This window comes from Janthinobacterium sp. SUN137 (assembly GCF_030587265.1).
GTDB classification, from domain to species: Bacteria; Pseudomonadota; Gammaproteobacteria; order Burkholderiales; family Burkholderiaceae_D; genus Janthinobacterium; species Janthinobacterium kumbetense.
This window is the reverse complement of sequence record NZ_JAPWHZ010000002.1, coordinates 359,390-375,649: the sequence shown is the minus strand read 5'-3', so window position 1 is coordinate 375,649 and position 16,260 is coordinate 359,390. Positions and strand designations below refer to the sequence as shown.

At 65.8% G+C, this 16,260-nt stretch carries 10 protein-coding genes; 5 read left to right on the top strand and 5 right to left on the bottom strand.

Features of this window, described 5'->3' with window-relative positions; all coding sequences use genetic code 11:
- Nucleotides 1–25: 25 nt before the first annotated feature.
- On the bottom strand, nucleotides 26–682 hold the full coding sequence (locus tag O3298_RS09710; RefSeq protein ID WP_052140174.1) for a TetR/AcrR family transcriptional regulator: 657 nt from the start codon (nucleotides 680–682) through the stop codon (nucleotides 26–28).
- A 375-nt stretch (nucleotides 683–1,057) separates the two neighbouring features.
- On the opposite strand from O3298_RS09710, the gene O3298_RS09705 reads away from it, so the two are divergent.
- Entirely contained in the window at nucleotides 1,058–1,972 is a 915-nt protein-coding gene (locus tag O3298_RS09705) for a triacylglycerol lipase (protein ID WP_305059140.1), read from the top strand.
- A gap of 10 nt (nucleotides 1,973–1,982) precedes the next feature.
- The gene (locus O3298_RS09700) at nucleotides 1,983–2,894 is read left to right on the top strand and encodes a lipase secretion chaperone (protein WP_305059139.1); all 912 of its coding nucleotides are present in this window, start codon (nucleotides 1,983–1,985) and stop codon (nucleotides 2,892–2,894) included.
- A gap of 3 nt (nucleotides 2,895–2,897) precedes the next feature.
- Here O3298_RS09700 and O3298_RS09695 read toward each other — a convergent pair whose 3' ends face one another.
- The 4 genes from O3298_RS09695 to O3298_RS09680 all read right to left on the bottom strand — a co-directional run bounded on the left by O3298_RS09695 (nucleotide 2,898) and on the right by O3298_RS09680 (nucleotide 10,362).
- Complete coding sequence (locus O3298_RS09695) at nucleotides 2,898–5,627, bottom strand: winged helix-turn-helix domain-containing protein (protein WP_305059138.1); 2,730 nt, start codon at nucleotides 5,625–5,627, stop codon at nucleotides 2,898–2,900.
- Between the two features lie 99 nt (nucleotides 5,628–5,726).
- Nucleotides 5,727–6,644 carry an EAL domain-containing protein gene (locus tag O3298_RS09690; RefSeq protein ID WP_305059137.1) on the bottom strand — a complete coding sequence of 306 codons (918 nt, stop codon included), beginning with the start codon at nucleotides 6,642–6,644 and terminating at the stop codon, nucleotides 5,727–5,729.
- Nucleotides 6,644–8,242, bottom strand: coding sequence for a methyl-accepting chemotaxis protein (locus tag O3298_RS09685; RefSeq protein WP_305059136.1), 1,599 nt, complete (start codon nucleotides 8,240–8,242; stop codon nucleotides 6,644–6,646). Before O3298_RS09685 ends, O3298_RS09690 begins: the two co-directional genes overlap by 1 nt.
- A gap of 344 nt (nucleotides 8,243–8,586) precedes the next feature.
- Nucleotides 8,587–10,362 (bottom strand): methyl-accepting chemotaxis protein, encoded by a 1,776-nt coding sequence (locus tag O3298_RS09680; RefSeq protein WP_305059135.1) that lies wholly within the window; start codon nucleotides 10,360–10,362, stop codon nucleotides 8,587–8,589.
- Between the two features lie 339 nt (nucleotides 10,363–10,701).
- On the opposite strand from O3298_RS09680, the gene O3298_RS09675 reads away from it, so the two are divergent.
- The 3 genes from O3298_RS09675 to serB all read left to right on the top strand — a co-directional run bounded on the left by O3298_RS09675 (nucleotide 10,702) and on the right by serB (nucleotide 16,197).
- A complete protein-coding gene (locus O3298_RS09675) occupies nucleotides 10,702–11,637 on the top strand; it encodes a 5'-nucleotidase (RefSeq protein ID WP_077405756.1) in 936 nt (311 codons plus the stop codon).
- Nucleotides 11,638–11,855: 218 nt separating this feature from the next.
- A complete protein-coding gene (mfd, locus tag O3298_RS09670; protein ID WP_305059134.1) occupies nucleotides 11,856–15,299 on the top strand; it encodes a transcription-repair coupling factor in 3,444 nt (1,147 codons plus the stop codon).
- Nucleotides 15,300–15,354: 55 nt separating this feature from the next.
- Nucleotides 15,355–16,197, top strand: a complete 843-nt coding sequence (serB, locus tag O3298_RS09665; RefSeq protein WP_289911456.1) for a phosphoserine phosphatase SerB — start codon at nucleotides 15,355–15,357, stop codon at nucleotides 16,195–16,197.
- Nucleotides 16,198–16,260 lie beyond the last annotated feature (63 nt).

Genomic DNA, 16,260 nt, shown 5'->3' with positions numbered 1-16,260 from the left:
TCCTGGCTTTTTTTCGGCGGCCTTCTTACGGCGCCTTGACCATGCTCAGGTAGCCGCGCACCGTACTGACGACGCTATCGGCAAAATCGTCGACATTGACCTTCGCTGCGCGGTACTTCCAGCGCTTCACGTACCAGTCCTGGAACAGGGCCAGGCAGTGAGCGGCCAGCAAGGTGGGATCGCCCTGCGGCTTCGGTTCGATTTCCCCGATGGTGGCGGCGATCAGGGTCTGCACGTACAGTTCCGAATTCTTCGCCATGCTGCGCTGCTCCACCTGCAGCACGCGCGAATCCATGAAGACAAAATAAAACCATGGCTGCAGCACTTCGGACAGGTAGATCGACGAGCGTATCATCGCTTCCAGGCGGTCCAGCGGCGACTTCACGTCGGCAAACAGCAAGGGCAAGGCTTGCGTGGCGTGGCGCACCACGTCCTCGATCATTTCGGCCAGTTGATCCTTGCTGGTGATGTAGCCATACAGGCCGCCCATCGACAAGCCGGTCTCGCGGCATAAATCGCGCAAGCTCATGGCGCGGAAACCCACGTCATTGGCCAGGCGGAAGGTGGCGACGAAGATGCGTTCAAGATTTTCCAGCGCCGGCTTGCGGCGCTTGACGCCGATGCGCTCCGCGTGGCGGTCAAGAATATATTCCCAGATGTTTTCGCCATTTAAAGGCGTCATCTGCTGAAACTGTTCAAAATTAAAATGGGTCGACAAGTGCATTCCCAAGTAACGGTGTAGGAGCGATATCCATGCCATGCCGGTACGCGGCATTGCAAGATGGCGGGACGGCTGATGCCGGGCCGATTATAGCTCAGGAAAACAACTATTTGACTTTTCAACTATGCAATGGGCACATAAGCAACGCCAAATTCCCACAGTTATTGCGCTGCATCATGCAATTCAAATGCAATTTAAATCCAGCGGTGCTACATTCAAAAAACCGAGCGCTCGCTATTTTTAATGCATCGAGAATGTACAGGAGTGCACGGTTCATCGCTACAGCATCGACATTTCCACTCATTTCCACTATTAATAATACATAACGGAGACAAAATGAAGACTCGCTTCTGGCAACTGCTTTCCACCCTGCTGTTTTCCCTCGCCATCCTGCCCGGCAGCGCCAGCGCCGCCGGCTACACGCAAACGAAGTACCCGATCGTGCTCGTGCACGGCCTGTTCGGCTTCGACAAGCTCGGTCCCGTCGAATATTTTTATGGCGTTCCCGCCGCCCTGCGCAGCGGCGGCGCGCAAGTGTATGTGACCACCGTGTCGGCCGCAAACAGCACGGAAGTGCGCGGCGAGCAGCTGCTGTCGCAGGTGCGCCAAATCCTCGCCGCCACGGGCGCAAGCAAAGTCAATTTGATCGGCCATAGCCATGGCGGCCCCACGGCCCGCTATGTCGCTTCCGTGCGCCCCGACCTGGTGGCGTCCGTCACCAGCGTGGCCGGCGTCAACAAGGGCTCAAAGGTGGCCGATATCCTTAGCGGCGCCATTCCCAACACCAGCGGCGCGCTGGGCAACGCGCTCGCCTCCCTGATCGGCATTTTGTCGGGCAACAAGGGCTTGCCGCAAAACGCGGGCGCGTCGCTCACCTCCCTGTCCACGGCCGGCTCGCTGGCCTTCAACAGCCGCCACCCGCAAGGCATCCCGACCAGCGCCTGCGGCGAAGGCGCCTACCAGGTGCTAGGCGTGTACTACTTCTCGTGGAGCGGCGCGCAACCGTACACGAACGTGCTCGACGTGGGCGACCCTGCCCTGGCGGCCATCAGCCTGGCCTTCGGCGGCGTCAAGAACGATGGCCTGGTAAGCAGCTGCTCCAGCCACCTGGGCAAGGTGATCCGCGACGATTACGCCATGAACCACCTCGATGAAGTCAACCAGTTCGTCGGCATCGTCAACCTGTTCGAGACGAACCCCGTCACCGTCTTCCGCCAGCAAGCCAACCGCCTGCAAGGCCTGGGACTGTAAGGAGAAGCGCATGCACGCGAAATGGATCATCGGCGGCAGCCTGGCAGCCCTGGCCCTGTACCTGGTGCTGCGCCCGGGCGAGCCGCCCGCCCCGCCGCCGGAAAAAGCGGAACCGGACCTGTTCGCGTTCGTGCGCTCGATGCAAGGCACGCGGCCCGACGGCGACGTGACGGTGGCCGCCGGCGACAAGCTGGTGGTCGACGCGGAACTGGGCCACCTGTTCGACTACTACCTGGCGGGCCTCGGCGAAAAGCCGCTGGCCGCCATCCGCAGCCAGATCGAGGCGGAGCTGGACAAGCGCCTGGCGCCCGTGCCCGCCCGCGAAGCGAAGCGCCTGCTGGGCGCCTATCTGGCCTACAAGCAGGCGCTGGCCGGCGCGGAACAGGCCTTGCCGGCGCAAGCCGATCCCGCCGTGGCGGCGCGCGCGCGCCTGCAAGCCATGCGCGCCCTGCGCGGCAATTATTTTACGCCAGGGGAAAGCGCGGGCCTGTTCGGCGCCAGCGACGCGTATGACGACGACGCCGTGGCGCGCATGGATATCCTCGGCAACACGACGCTCGATGAGGCCCAGCGCCAGGCGCAGCTGACGGCGCTGGACCAGAAGATGTCGCCGGCCCAGCGCGCCGCGCGCGATGCGCCGCTGCAGGTGGCCAGGCTGGATGAATCGGTCAAGGCCTTGCGGGCACAGGGCGGCGGCGACAATGAAGTCTACCGCCTGCGCGCCAGCACCTTCACGCCGGCGGCGGCGGCCCGTCTGGCGGAGCTGGACCGCGAGGAATCGCAATGGCAGCAGCGCATCATCGCCTACCAGGCGCGAAAACACAGCCTGCCCGGCGGCGCGCAGGATGCGGCGGCCCTGCAGCAGTTGCGCGACGCCAGTTTCACGCCGGAGGAACAGCGCCGGCTGGGCGCCTACGAATAGCGCTCAGGCCAGCTGCGCCAGCAACGCTGCCGCCGCCATCACGTCCGTCGTGTCGCGCCCCTGGCTATAGAGCGCATGCACAGGGGCCAGCACGGCATGCGCGGCGGCGCCGCGGCCTTGCGCCCGCAGCACGGCCGCCAGGCTGGTGGCGCAGCGCAGTTCCCAGCCCGGCGCCTGCTGGCCCCTGGCCAGCTGCAGCGCTTCTTCCAGCTGCGCCCGCACCGCTTCCAGGCCGGCCGCATCGTCGTGCGCCAGCGCCCGCCAGCGGTGGTGCGCGTCGCGGCGCAGCACTTCCGGCGCGCTCCACGGCGCCAGGCCCGTGCGCGCGCGCCGCAGCGCCTGGCTATCGGCGGCCGCGTCGTGCAGGGTGGCCATCAAATCGACCTGTATCGGCCAGCTGCGCACCGAAGGCCAGGGGAATGGCGTCATCGCCTCGCCCCCGTCGAGCAGGCGCTGGTAGGCGGCGCCCCAAGCTCTCCAGTACAGCAAGCCATAGCGGGCCGCGTGCTCGCACAACAGGCAAGTCCACGCCTGCGCCAGTTCCCGCCGCCCGCACCACAGGGCGACGGGAATGGCATGGATGGCCAGCGCCACGCACAGCGTGACGCCATTGTGCTCGAAGCCCACCGTCACCGCCTCGCGCGCCAGCGCCAGGGCGTCGTCGGGGCGGCCCTGCATCCACAGGCAGCGCGCCAGCGTGCCGCGCAGGCACACCTGGTGATCGGCCAGCAAGACATTGTTGAAACCCAGCTGCGCCGCGCCCCCGGGATGCGCGAGCACCATGCGCGCCAGCGCCGCCGACTGCGCGTAGCGTCCCTGCACATACTCGCCCACGGAACGCATGCGCGCCAGCACCAGGTGCATCGCCGTGTCGTCGCGCGTTGCGCACAGGACGGCCAGCTGCGTGACGTAACTGTCGGCGCGCTGGAAATCGGCCAGCTTCAGGCAGCAGATCCACATGCCGCAAATCGCCTCGGCCCGGCGGCTGCCATCGTCCGTGCGCATGGCCAGCGCATAGCCGCGCTGGAAGGAACGCAGCATGGTGCCGGTGATGCCCTGCGTATGCAGCAGCAGGTGCGCCTGCGAGGCATGCAGCTGCATTTCGCTGTCGGGGTCGTCCACCGCGTGCGTGGCCATGCGCTCGAGCGCCCGCTCGACGCGCACGCGGTATTCATCCATCAGCGACAGCTGATAGAACAGGGTTTGCCCGGCCAGGGTCAGCGCCACGCCCAGCGCCACGTCGCCCTCCTCGCCGAAGGCCCAGTCGATCGCGGCCCGCAAGTCGTCGACATGGCGGCCGTAGCGCGCGCTCCAGTGGGCCGGCGGCATGCTGCCCCAGTCGGCGGAGATGCGTGCGGCCAGTCCCAGGCAATGGCGCGCATGGCGCAGCAGCACGGCGCCCGCGCCACCACCCGCCGACAGCTGCGCGCCAGCATAGGCGCGCGTGGTGTCGAGCAGCCGGTAATACACGTGCTGGCGGCAAAACTCGATGCTGACGAGGGACTTGGCCGCCAGGTCGGCCAGCGTGTCGAACACGTCGCATCCCGCCACGGCGCTGGCCGACTCCAGGCGGAAGCGGCTCCTGAACACGCTCAGCGCCTGCAGCGCCTGGCGCTCGCGCGCGTCGAGCAAGCCGTAGCTCCAGTCCAGCGTGGCGCGCAGGGTCTGGTGGCGCAAGGGCATGTTGCGCGCGCCGCGCGTGAGCAGGCGAAAGCGGTCGTCGAGCTGGCGGCGCAATTCGTGCAGGCCGAAATGGCCGATGCGCCCGGCCGCCAGTTCCAGCGCCAGCGGGATGCCGTCGAGGCGCCGGCAGATGTCCACCACCACGGGCACGTCGGCGTCGGCCAGCACGAAGGCATCGTCGACGGCCGCGCAGCGTTCGCAAAACAGCTGCACCGCGGAGAAATGCCGGGCCGCCGCCGCATCGGGCACGGCATCGGCAGGCGGCAATTCCAGCGCGGGCAGGCGCTGCAGCTGTTCGCTGGTGAGGCGCAGCGGCTCGCGGCTGGTGGCCAGCACGTGCAGCAGCGGCGCGCCCTTGAGCAAGGCGTCGGCCAGCGTGGCGGCCGCGCCGATCACGTGTTCGCAGTTATCCAGCACGAGCAGCATGTGGCGCGGGCGCAGGTAGGCCAGCAGGACCGGCATGGCGTCGCCGGCCGGCACCGCCACCCCCAGCGCCGTGGCCAGCGCCAGCGGCACCAGGCGGCCCTCGTCCAGCGGCGACAGGTCGACGAAACACACGCCGTCGGCATAGCGGCGCAGCACGCGCGTGGCCAGGCCGACGGCCAGGGTGGTCTTGCCGATGCCGCCCGGGCCGGCAATGCACAGCAGGCGCAATTGCAGCAGCTGGTTGGCCATCGTTTGCAGCACCTCGGCGCGGCCCAGCATGCGCGTCAGCATGACGGGCAGGTTATGCCGCGGCTCGGCGCCCGCCGCACCGGACGCCGGCCGGCCCGTGTGCGCCAGCGGCGCCAGGAAGCCGTAGCCGCGCCCGGGAATGGTGGTGATGTAGCGCTGGCCGTCGCGGCCGTCGCCGAGCGCCTTGCGCAACGCCGCCAGGTGCACGCGCAAGGTCGCGTCGTCGACCACGGCATTGGGCCAGACGATGGCCACCAGTTCATGCTTGTCGACGATGTCGCCGGCGCGCTCCAGCAGGGCCAGCAGCAAGTCCATGGCCCTGCTGCCCAGGCGCAGCGCGCGGTCGCCCTCGAACAGCAGGCGTTCTAGCGGCAAAAGGCGAAACGGGCCGAAGACATAGGCCGGGACGGGACTGTTTATCATTCTTGCGTGGGGGTGTAGGTGTTAAAGCACGCGGCTTGCAGTGGCCATATTCTACTGAGCATCCGCGCCATGCCGCATGGCGCCATGTTGCGGCACCGTTACAAGGCCGGTGGACAGCAGCGCGGCCACCTCGGCCGCGGGCGCCGGGCGGTGCAGATAGAAGCCCTGTACCTGCGGGCAGCCCAGCCGCCGCAACTGCGCCAGCTGCGCACCGTTTTCCACGCCCTCGGCCAGCGCCAGCAAGCCCAGGCCGCGCGCCAGCGCAAGGGTCGAGGCGACGATCACGGCGTCGCTGCCGCAGTTGTCCACGTCGCGGATGAAGGAGCGGTCGATCTTGATGGTCTGAATCGGCAGCATCCGGACATGGCTCAAGCCTGAATAACCGGTGCCGTAATCGTCGAGCGAAAGGGCCAGCCCCAGCGCGCGCAGGCGGCGCAAGCCCTGCGCCGCCTGCGCCATGTCGTCGATGCGGCAGCTTTCCGTCACTTCCAGCTCCAGCAGGCGGGCAGGAATGGCGTGGCGCCGCAGGCAGTCCAGCACGAAGTCGGGCAACTGCGGCTGGCACAGCTGGCGCGCCGAGACATTCACCGCGACCGGCACCAGAGGCAAGCCCGCCGCGCGCCACTGCGCCAGCTGGCGGCAGGCCGCGTCGATGCCCCAGTTGCCCAGCGCGGCGATGGCCTGCGTCTGCTCGGCCAGGCCGATGAATTCGTTCGGGTAGACCAGACCGTGGCGCGGATGGTCCCAGCGCAGCAGCGCTTCCAGGCCGACCAGGCGCAGCTGCGCCGTATCGAACTTGCCCTGGTAGTGAAAGCGGAATTCGCCGTCGACGATGGCGCCGTCCAGGCGCGCCTGCAACTCCCGGCTGCGCGCCGACGCCCCCGGCTTGCCGCCCTGCCCCTCCCGCGCCCGGCGCCGCGCCCGCCACAGCGCGACGCAGCCGCGCCAGAACCTTGCCAGGGGCGCCACTAGGCCAGCAGGCGCGGCACGGCCGGCGCGCTGCGGCGCGGCAAGGTGTGCGCCGGCCCCTGCTGCAGGCGGAACACGCTGACCACCTGCAGCAGCTTCGCCGCCTCGCCTTCCAGCGATTGCGACGCGGCCGCAGCCTCTTCCACCAAGGCGGCGTTCTGCTGCGTCACTTCATCCATCTGCACGACGGCCTGGCTGACCTGGCCGATGCCCGTGCTTTGCTCGGCGCTGGCGGCCGTGATGTCGGCCACCATCTGGCTCACGCGTCCCACGGCCGCCACCACGTCCCGCATCGTGGCGCCGGCCTGCGCGACGAGGGCCGCGCCCGCGTCCACCTGCTGCGTGGAATTGGCGATCAGGGCGCGGATATCGCGCGCCGCCGCCGCGCTGCGCTGCGCCAGGTTGCGCACTTCCGTCGCCACGACGGCAAAGCCGCGCCCCTGCTCGCCCGCGCGCGCCGCTTCCACGGCCGCGTTCAGGGCCAGGATATTCGTCTGGAATGCCAGCATGTCGATCACGCCGATGATGTCGGCGATCTGCGCCGACGACGCGCTGATGGCGTCCATCGTATGGATCACCTGTCCCACGGCTTGCCCGCCGGCGCCGGCGATGTTCGCCGCCTCGACGGCCAGCACGCTGGCATGGCGGGCATTGTCCGCGTTCTGCTGCACCGTCGAACTGAGCTCCTCCATGGCCGACGCGGTCTGTTCGAGCGAGCTGGCCTGCTCCTCCGTGCGCGACGACAGGTCGATATTGCCGGCCGCGATCTGCGACGACGCCGTGGCGATGGTATCGGTGCCGCTGCGCACCCGCTGCACGATGTCGAGCAGGTTGCCGTTCATGATGCACAGCGCATCGAGCAGCTTGCCCGTTTCATCGCCCGCATGGCGGCCGAAGGTCGACGTCAGGTCGCCGGCGGCCACGGTCTGCGCCACCGTCAAGGCATGGCGCAGCGGGTTGACGATGCTGCGCGTGACCAGCCAGGCGGTGACGAGCGAAAACAGCACGGCCAGCGCGCTCAGCGCCAGCATCATGTTGCGCGCCGTCGCGTATTCGTGGCTGACCTGGGCGCCCGCCTCCGCCATCAGGTCATGCTGGAGCGCGATCAGGCTTTCCAGCGCCGCCATGTAGCGCAGCTGGTCGCCGCGCACCGTGCCGAGCAGCAAACTGGTCGCTTCCTCGCGCGCGCCCTCTTCCAGCAGGGCCAGCACCTTGTCGCGCCCGCCGTTGAAGGTGGCGCGCGCCTGCGTCACGGCCGCCATCTGCTGGCGTCCCTGCGGCGACAGCACCACCTTGTCCAGCTGCGCCAGGCCCTTTTCCGTTTCGCCGCCCGCCCTGGCGATGGTGGCCCGTTCCTGCGCCAGCTGCTGCGGCTCCGTCATCAGCAGCAGATTGCGCGAGGAGCGCGCGATGATGTTGACATTCTTGATGATGTCGTTGGCCAGCACGGTTTTCGGATATTTGTCGTCGATCACGTCGCGCATGCGCAGTTCCAGGCTGGACAGGCGCAGCATGCCCAGCATGGCGGTCGCCAGCAGCAGCAAGGTCAACAACGCAAAGGAGCAGCGCAGGCGCGTGCCGATTTTCATATTTGCCATCTTCATTCGCATCCTTCAGTGTGGTGCATCGGTCATTGCGCCGGGCCCGCATGCAAGGCTGACGGCAATGGCTGCCGCCTGCCACGAATGGCTGGACGCAGCAGGCGGAGGGGTCAGCCGGGATGTGGCCGAGGCGGGAACAAGGGTGGTACGGCAGGCAGTGTGAGTTATCTCACAAGCAATGTCGCGTTAAGTTTTGAAAAGATTTGCTTAGATGGCAAAACAGCTATTTTTATAACGCTGTTTTTTTAGTAAGTAGTAACCGCAGTGCGAACCTGTGCGCGCATGTAGAAACGGCCGCGCAAGGCGGCCGTCCGTTAGCGCATGCCGGCGCCGTCAAGCCATCAGAACACTTCCCACTCGTCGTCGCGCGGCGCGCTCTGGCGCTGGGACGGCACCGCGTGCAAGGCCGGGCGGCCCGCGGCGGGACGGGAAGCCGGACGCGGTGCGGGACGCTTCAGCGCCGCGCTGGCCACCGCGGCGCGCGGCGCGGCTGGCTTTGCGTTCACGTTTGCGCGCGCGGCAGGCGCCTGGGCGCCATCGAGCTTGAAGACGCTGACCACCTCGGCCAGCTGGCCCGATTGCTCCTGCAGCGATTCGGCCGCGGCGGCCGCCTCTTCCACCAGGGCCGCGTTTTGCTGCGTCACCTGGTCCATCTGGCCGATGGCCTGGTTAATCTGGTCGATGCCCGAGCTTTGCTCCTGCGTCGCCAGGCTGATTTCGGCCATGATGTCCGTCACGCGCTGCACGCTGGAGACGATTTCGGCCATCGTGCTGCCCGCCTCGGCCACCAGCTTGCTGCCTGCGTCGACGGCCACCACGGAGTCGCCGATCAGGGTCTTGATTTCTTTCGCTGCGCCAGCCGATCTTTGGGCCAGATTGCGCACTTCCGTCGCCACCACGGCGAAACCGCGTCCCTGCTCGCCCGCGCGCGCCGCCTCCACGGCAGCGTTCAGCGCCAGGATATTCGTCTGGAAGGCGATGCCGTCGATGACGGAAATGATGTCGACGATCTTGCGCGACGAATCGTTGATGGCGTCCATGGTCTCGACCACCTTGCCCACCACTTCGCCGCCTTTGACGGCCACGCCCGAGGCGCTCAGCGCCAGCTGGTTGGCTTGCTGGGCATTGTCGGCGTTCTGCCGCACGGTGGACGTCAGCTCTTCCATCGACGACGCCGTCTCTTCCAGCGAGCTGGCTTGCTCTTCCGTGCGCGAGGACAGGTCCAGGTTGCCGCTGGCAATCTGCGACGACGCCGTGGCGATGGTCTCCGTGCCGCTGCGCACCTGGCCGACGATGCTGACCAGGCTGGAATTCATGTCCTTCAGCGCCTGCAGCAGCTGGCCCGTTTCTTCCGTCGTGTGCACCTCGATCTGGCTCGTCAGGTCGCCCGAGGCCACCGTCTGCGCCACTTTCACGGCCGAATTGATCGGCTGCGTGATGGCGCGCGTGATGTAGGCGGCGCAGCCGATGCCCAGTGCGGAGGCCAGCAAGCCGAGGATGACCATCAGGCTTTCCGAGCGGATCACGGCCGCGCTGCCGTCCTTGACGCTGGCGTCGGCCACGCCATTATTGAGCTTGATGATGTCGTTGAGCGTGCCTTCGGCCTTGCCGAACAGCGCGCGCGAATCCTGGTACTGCTTGTAAAAGCCCACGAACAGCTCTTTCTGCCGCGCTTCGTCGCGGTTGTCGGCCAGCTGGCGCAGGATGGCGCGCACCTTGTCGTCGTCCGCCTTCCAGGCCGTCCACTCGCCCTGGAAGCGCTGCCACAGCACGGCTTCCTCGGGCGTTTGCGGCAGCGGTTCGTACAGCTTGCGGCCGGCCTCGATGTTGTTCCAGGCGCGCGTGCGCAGCTGCAGCGCTTCCGCGAACTTGTCCTGTGCCTGATAATTGTTTTCATAGATGGCCGCCGTCAGGGTGGCGGCGGCGACGGCCGTCTGGCCTTCGCTGATCATCATCAAACCCTGGATCGACGGCAGGCGCACGACGCCGATTTCATTGACGGCGCGGCCGACGGTGGCGATGCCCGTGTAACCGCTGATGCCCACCACCAGCAAGGCCGCCATCATCACGGCGACAAGCGTCGCCAACTTCCATTTGATCAGTAAATTCTTAAACATGGCTAGGCCCTTTATAAAATCACGATTTTTGCTGGCGAGGTTGAGGCTGGCATGTTCGAGTAAAACAGCTGACACTTGTATAAAGGTGGCGGGGATGGGGCGTACGCTTCGTTACAATTGGCGAGATTTGATAATAGGAGCATAGTGGAAAACGGGGACGCTGACTGCTACATACTTGATACAAATCAATATTTATTTCCTGACTGTGGCGCGCCTTGCACAGTGGCATCGAAAAGCCATTCGATGCCCTGCTTTGGTGCAAAAAATCCCCGCGCGCCGCTATTGGCTACGCAGTTAATAGTCGTATAAGATGGTCAACACGCACACCACAGGTACAGCATGGCTTATCCTATCGAACACAAACTGGTGATCGGGGTCGCTTCCAGCGCCCTGTTCGACCTGGCCGAATCGCACCAGATCTACCTCGACAACGGCCCCGAGGAATACCGCAAGTACCAGGAGACGCACATCGACACGGTCTTGCCGCGCGGCGTGGCCTTCCCCTTCATCCGCCGCTTCCTGAACATCAACAAGCACTACCCGCGCCAGTCGCCCGTGGAAGTGGTGCTGTTTTCGCGCAATTCGCCGGAAACGGGCTTGCGCGTCATGCACAGCATCGCTCACTACGGCCTGGACATTTCGCGTGCCGCCTTCATGACGGGCAAGTCGCCGTATCCCTACCTGCCCGCCTTCAATGCCTCGCTGTTCCTCAGCGCGAACGAAGGCGACGTGCGCAGCGCCCTGGCCTGCGACTATCCGGCCGGCCTGGTGCTGCCGTCGCGCACGGAAGACGACGAAAACGACGAAGAACTGCGCGTGGCCTTCGATTTCGATGGCGTGATCGCCGACGACGAAGCGGAAACCGTCTTCAAGCGCAACAATGACGTCGACGAATTCCACGCCCATGAAACGCTGAACGTGGGCACGCCGCACCGCCCCGGCCCGCTGGCCGGCCTGTTCCAGAAGCTGGCCACCATGCAACGCCTGGAGGAAAGGGCCCAGCGGCGCGACCCCGGCTATAAAAAGATCCTGCGCATCGCCATCATCACGGCGCGCAACGCGCCCTCGCACGAGCGCGTCGTGACGACCCTGAAAAGCTGGGGCGTGGCGGCCGACGAGACGTTTTTCCTCGGCGGCATGGACAAATCGCGCGTGCTGGCTGTGTTCAAGCCGCATATCTTCTTCGACGATCAATTGAGCCACCTCAAATCGGCGGGCGGCACGATCCCCATGGTGCATGTCCCGTTCGGCATCGCCAATGTCCGCGCAGGATAAAACCTGCTGCGCGTCGTGCTTTGCGGCCTGCGATGCTCACCGTACTAAAGTACGGTTGCGCTTCTTAGCCACAAATCACTGCCGCTCGCGACGGTTTTCTCAAGCGCGGAGATATAAGTGATGGTCTATAATCTCGCCTGTCAGCGCCGTCACTGGCGGCGCTGCGCGCACCACAGCTGTCCCACTCAACTGCCTCTGCCACTAGTGTCATCGCCTGCATGTCCTTAGACTTAACAAAAGCCCTCCCCAAGCCCGGCAACCGCTACGCGCTGCCCGCCCTGTATGGTTCATCCGACGCCTATGCCCTGGCGCTGGCCGCGCTGGAATTAAAAGCGCGGGGCCAGATGCTGGCCGTGGTGGTGGCGCAGGCCAGCGACGGCCAGCGCCTGCTCGATGAAATCCCGTGGTTTGGCGGCAAGGACTTGCGCTGCCACCTGCTGCCGGACTGGGAAACCCTGCCCTACGACGCTTTTTCGCCGCACCAGGACCTGGTCTCCGAGCGCCTGGCCACCCTGCACGAAATCCAGACGCGCCAGTGCGACGTGCTGATCGTGCCGGCCACCACGGCGCTGGTGCGCCTGGCGCCGCCATCCTTCCTGGCCGCCTACACCTTCTTCTTCAAGAAGGGCGAAAAGCTCGACGAGGCGCGATTGAAGTCGCAGCTGACCCTGGCCGGCTACAGCCATGTGTCGCAAGTGATGTCGCCCGGCGAATACTCGGTGCGCGGCGGCCTGCTCGACCTGTTCCCCATGGGTTCCGCCCTGCCCTACCGCCTGGACCTGTTCGGCGACACCATCGAAACCATCCGCACGTTTGACGCCGACACCCAGCGCTCGCTGTACCCCGTGCACGAGGTACGCTTGCTGCCGGGGCGCGAATTCCCCATGGATGAAGCGGCGCGCACCACCTTCCGCAACCGCTGGCGCGAACAGTTCGAAGGCGACCCATCGCGCTCGGTCGTCTACAAGGACATCAGCAGCGGCATCGCCTCGGCCGGCATCGAATACTACCTGCCCCTGTTCTTCGAACAGACGGCCACCCTGTTCGACTACCTGCCGCCCGACGCCTCGCTGGCCCTGGTGGGCGAGATCGATGCGGCCATCGGCCGCTTCTGGACCGATACGCAGTCGCGCTACCGCTTCTTAAAAGCCGACCGCGAACGGCCGATTTTGCCGCCCGAATCGCTGTTCCTGTCCGACGAACAGTTCTTCGGCCTGGCCAAGCCGTATCCGCGCCTGGCGATCGCTAAATCGAACGATGCGCTGGCGTCCGAACTGTCGGCCCCCGTGCCGAACATCGCCGTCAACCGCCGCGCCGACGACCCGCTGGCCAACCTGCGCAGCTATGTGCTGCAAGCGGGCCGCCGCGTGATGATCTGCGCCGAATCGAACGGCCGCCGCGAAACCCTGCAGCAGTACTTCACCGAATACGACCTGCACCTGACGCCCGTGGAAGGCAGCGACGGCTTTTTGCAGTCCGACGCCAAGCTGATGCTGGGCGTGGCGCCGCTGCACGCGGGCTTCGAACTGTTCACGCCGGAAGGCAACCTGGCTTTCATCACCGAGACGGAACTGTACGCCGGTTCCGGCCGCCGCGTCGGCACCAAGAAGCAGGAAGGCGTGACGCAGGTCGAATCGATGGTGCGCGACCTGTCGGAGCTGAAGATCGGCGACCCCGTCGTGCACATCAACCACGGCATCGGGCGCTACATGGGCCTGACCAGCATGGACCTGGGCGAAGGCGAGACGGAATTCCTGCACCTCGAATACGCGAAGGACACCAAGCTGTACGTGCCCGTATCGCAGCTGCACGTCATTTCCCGCTATTCGGGCGCGTCGCCGGAAGACGCGCCCTTGCACTCGCTCGGTTCGGGCCAGTGGGAAAAGGCGAAAAAACGCGCGGCCGAACAGGTGCGCGACACGGCCGCCGAGCTGCTCAACCTGTACGCCCGGCGCGCGCTGCGCCAGGGCCATTCGTTCGAATTCTCGTCGCACGACTACCAGCGCTTCGCCGACAGCTTCGGCTTCGATGAAACGCCGGACCAGGCCGAAGCCATCCACAACGTCATCAAGGACATGACCTCCGGCAAACCGATGGACCGCCTCGTGTGCGGCGACGTCGGCTTCGGCAAGACGGAAGTGGCGCTGCGCGCCGCCTTCATCGCCGTCATGGGCGGCAAGCAGGTGGCCATCCTGGCGCCCACCACCCTGCTGGCCGAGCAGCATGCGCAAACCTTCGCCGACCGCTTCGCCGACTGGCCCGTGCGCATCGCGGAATTGTCGCGCTTCCGCAGCGGCAAGGAGATCACGCAAGCGTTCAAGGGCATGGCCGACGGCACCATCGACATCGTCATCGGCACGCACAAGCTGTTGTCCGACGACGTGAAGTTTACCCGTTTGGGCCTGGTCATCATTGACGAAGAACACAGGTTCGGCGTGCGCCAGAAGGAAGCCTTGAAAGCCCTGCGCGCGGAAGTGGACGTGCTGACCCTGACGGCCACGCCGATCCCGCGCACCTTGGGCATGGCGCTGGAAGGCTTGCGCGACTTTTCCATCATCGCCACGGCGCCGCAAAAGCGCCTGGCCATCAAGACGTTCGTGCGCAGCGAAGGCGAAGCCATCATCCGCGAAGCGTGTTTGCGCGAACTCAAACGGGGCGGCCAGATCTACTTCCTGCACAACGAGGTGGAAACCATCCAGAACCGCCTGGCCATGCTGACGGAATTGCTGCCCGAGGCGCGCATCGCCGTGGCGCACGGCCAGATGCACGAGCGCGACCTGGAAAAAGTCATGCGCGACTTCGTCGCCCAGCGTTTCAACATCCTGCTGTGCACGACGATCATCGAAACGGGCATCGACGTGCCGACGGCGAACACCATCATCATGCACCGCGCCGACAAGTTCGGCCTGGCGCAGCTGCACCAGCTGCGCGGCCGGGTCGGACGCTCGCATCACCAGGCCTACGCCTACCTGCTGGTGCACGACGTGCAGGGTCTGACCAAGCTGGCGCAGCGCCGCCTGGACGCCATCCAGCAGATGGAAGAACTGGGCAGCGGCTTTTACCTGGCCATGCACGACCTGGAAATCCGCGGCGCCGGCGAAGTGCTGGGCGAGAGCCAGTCCGGCGAGATGACGGAAATCGGCTTCCAGCTGTATTCCGACATGCTGAACGAAGCCGTGCGCTCGCTGAAAGCGGGCAAGGAACCGGACCTGGCCGCGCCGCTGGCGTCGACGACCGAAATCAACCTGCACGTGCCGGCCCTGCTGCCGGCCGATTTCTGCGGCGACGTGCACGAGCGCCTGTCGATCTACAAGCGCCTGGCCAACTGCGCCACGCAGGACAAGATCGACGATATCCAGGAAGAGCTGATCGACCGCTTCGGCAAGCTGCCCGACGCCGTCAAGGCCCTGGTCGAGACGCACCGCCTGCGCATCGCCGCGAAAACCGTGGGCATCGTCAAGATCGACGTGCATGGCGAGGCGGCCACCCTGCAATTCATGGCCAAGCCGCCCATCGACCCGATGCGCATCATCGACTTGATCCAGAAGAACCGCCATATCAAGCTGCATGGCCAGGACAAGCTGAAAATCACGGCCGCCATGCCGGACCTGGCCGCGCGCGTGACGCAGATCAAGACCACCATCAAGCAATTGACGGTTTAGACTATTCCTATCATTTATGCAGGGCTGACCCATGACCAATACCAAGACCATCACCATGAATCTGATCCTGCAGGGCCTGGACGGCGACAGCGCCCGCCTCGAGCGCATCGCCGCGCTGGCCGCGCCCACGTCCATCACGCGCCTGGGCCCGAACGCCGTGCGCTGCGAACAGATCGCCTACTCGCCCGCGCTGCGCCCCACCATCGAAGTGGCGGCCCAGGCGGCGCAGCTGGACGCCACCTACATGATGGGCCAGCGCGAGCTCGGCGAATTCAAGCTGGTGGCGATGGACATGGATTCGACCCTGATCACCATCGAATGCATCGATGAAATCGCCGACATGCAGGGCTTGAAACCGCAGGTGGCGGCCATCACGGAAGCGGCCATGCGGGGCGAACTCGATTTCAGCTCCAGCCTGAAACAGCGCGTGGCCCTGCTCGAGGGTCTCGACGCGTCGGCCCTGCAGCGCGTCTACGATGAACGCTTAAAACTGTCGCCGGGCGCGGAAGCCATGCTGGCTGCCGTGCAGAAGGCGGGCCTGAAAACCCTGCTGGTGTCGGGCGGCTTCACCTTCTTCACGGAGCGCCTGAAGGAGCGCCTGGGCCTCGATTACACGCATGCGAACGAACTGGAAATCGTCGACGGCAAGCTGACGGGCAAGGTGTTAGGCGGCATCGTCGACGCCGAGGAAAAGCAGCGCACGGTGGAAAGAGTCTGCGCGGAGCTGGGCATTTCCCCGTCCGAGGCCATCGTCATGGGCGACGGCGCCAACGACTTGAAAATGATGGGCATCGCCGGCCTGTCCGTGGCCTTCCGCGCCAAGCCCGTGGTGCGCTCGCAGGCCGACGTGGCGCTGAACTTCGTGGGACTCGATGGCTTGCTCAACGTATTGACCTGAGTCGGCGCCATCTGGCGGACGGTGCGCGCACGATGGCATAAGTTTGCTATATTGCAAACTTAT

Excerpts from the sequence above, each read along its gene's own strand:
- O3298_RS09705 (WP_305059140.1), top strand. The coding sequence starts at position 1,058 with ATGAAGACTCGCTTCTGGCAACTGCTTTCCACCCTGCTGTTTTCCCTC.
- O3298_RS09675 (WP_077405756.1), top strand. The coding sequence starts at position 10,702 with ATGGCTTATCCTATCGAACACAAACTGGTGATCGGGGTCGCTTCCAGC.
- serB (WP_289911456.1), top strand. The coding sequence starts at position 15,355 with ATGAATCTGATCCTGCAGGGCCTGGACGGCGACAGCGCCCGCCTCGAG.
- mfd (WP_305059134.1), top strand. The coding sequence starts at position 11,856 with ATGTCCTTAGACTTAACAAAAGCCCTCCCCAAGCCCGGCAACCGCTAC.
- O3298_RS09680 (WP_305059135.1), bottom strand. The coding sequence starts at position 10,362 with ATGTTTAAGAATTTACTGATCAAATGGAAGTTGGCGACGCTTGTCGCC.
- O3298_RS09710 (WP_052140174.1), bottom strand. The coding sequence starts at position 682 with ATGACGCCTTTAAATGGCGAAAACATCTGGGAATATATTCTTGACCGC.
- O3298_RS09700 (WP_305059139.1), top strand. The coding sequence starts at position 1,983 with ATGCACGCGAAATGGATCATCGGCGGCAGCCTGGCAGCCCTGGCCCTG.
- O3298_RS09685 (WP_305059136.1), bottom strand. The coding sequence starts at position 8,242 with ATGGCAAATATGAAAATCGGCACGCGCCTGCGCTGCTCCTTTGCGTTG.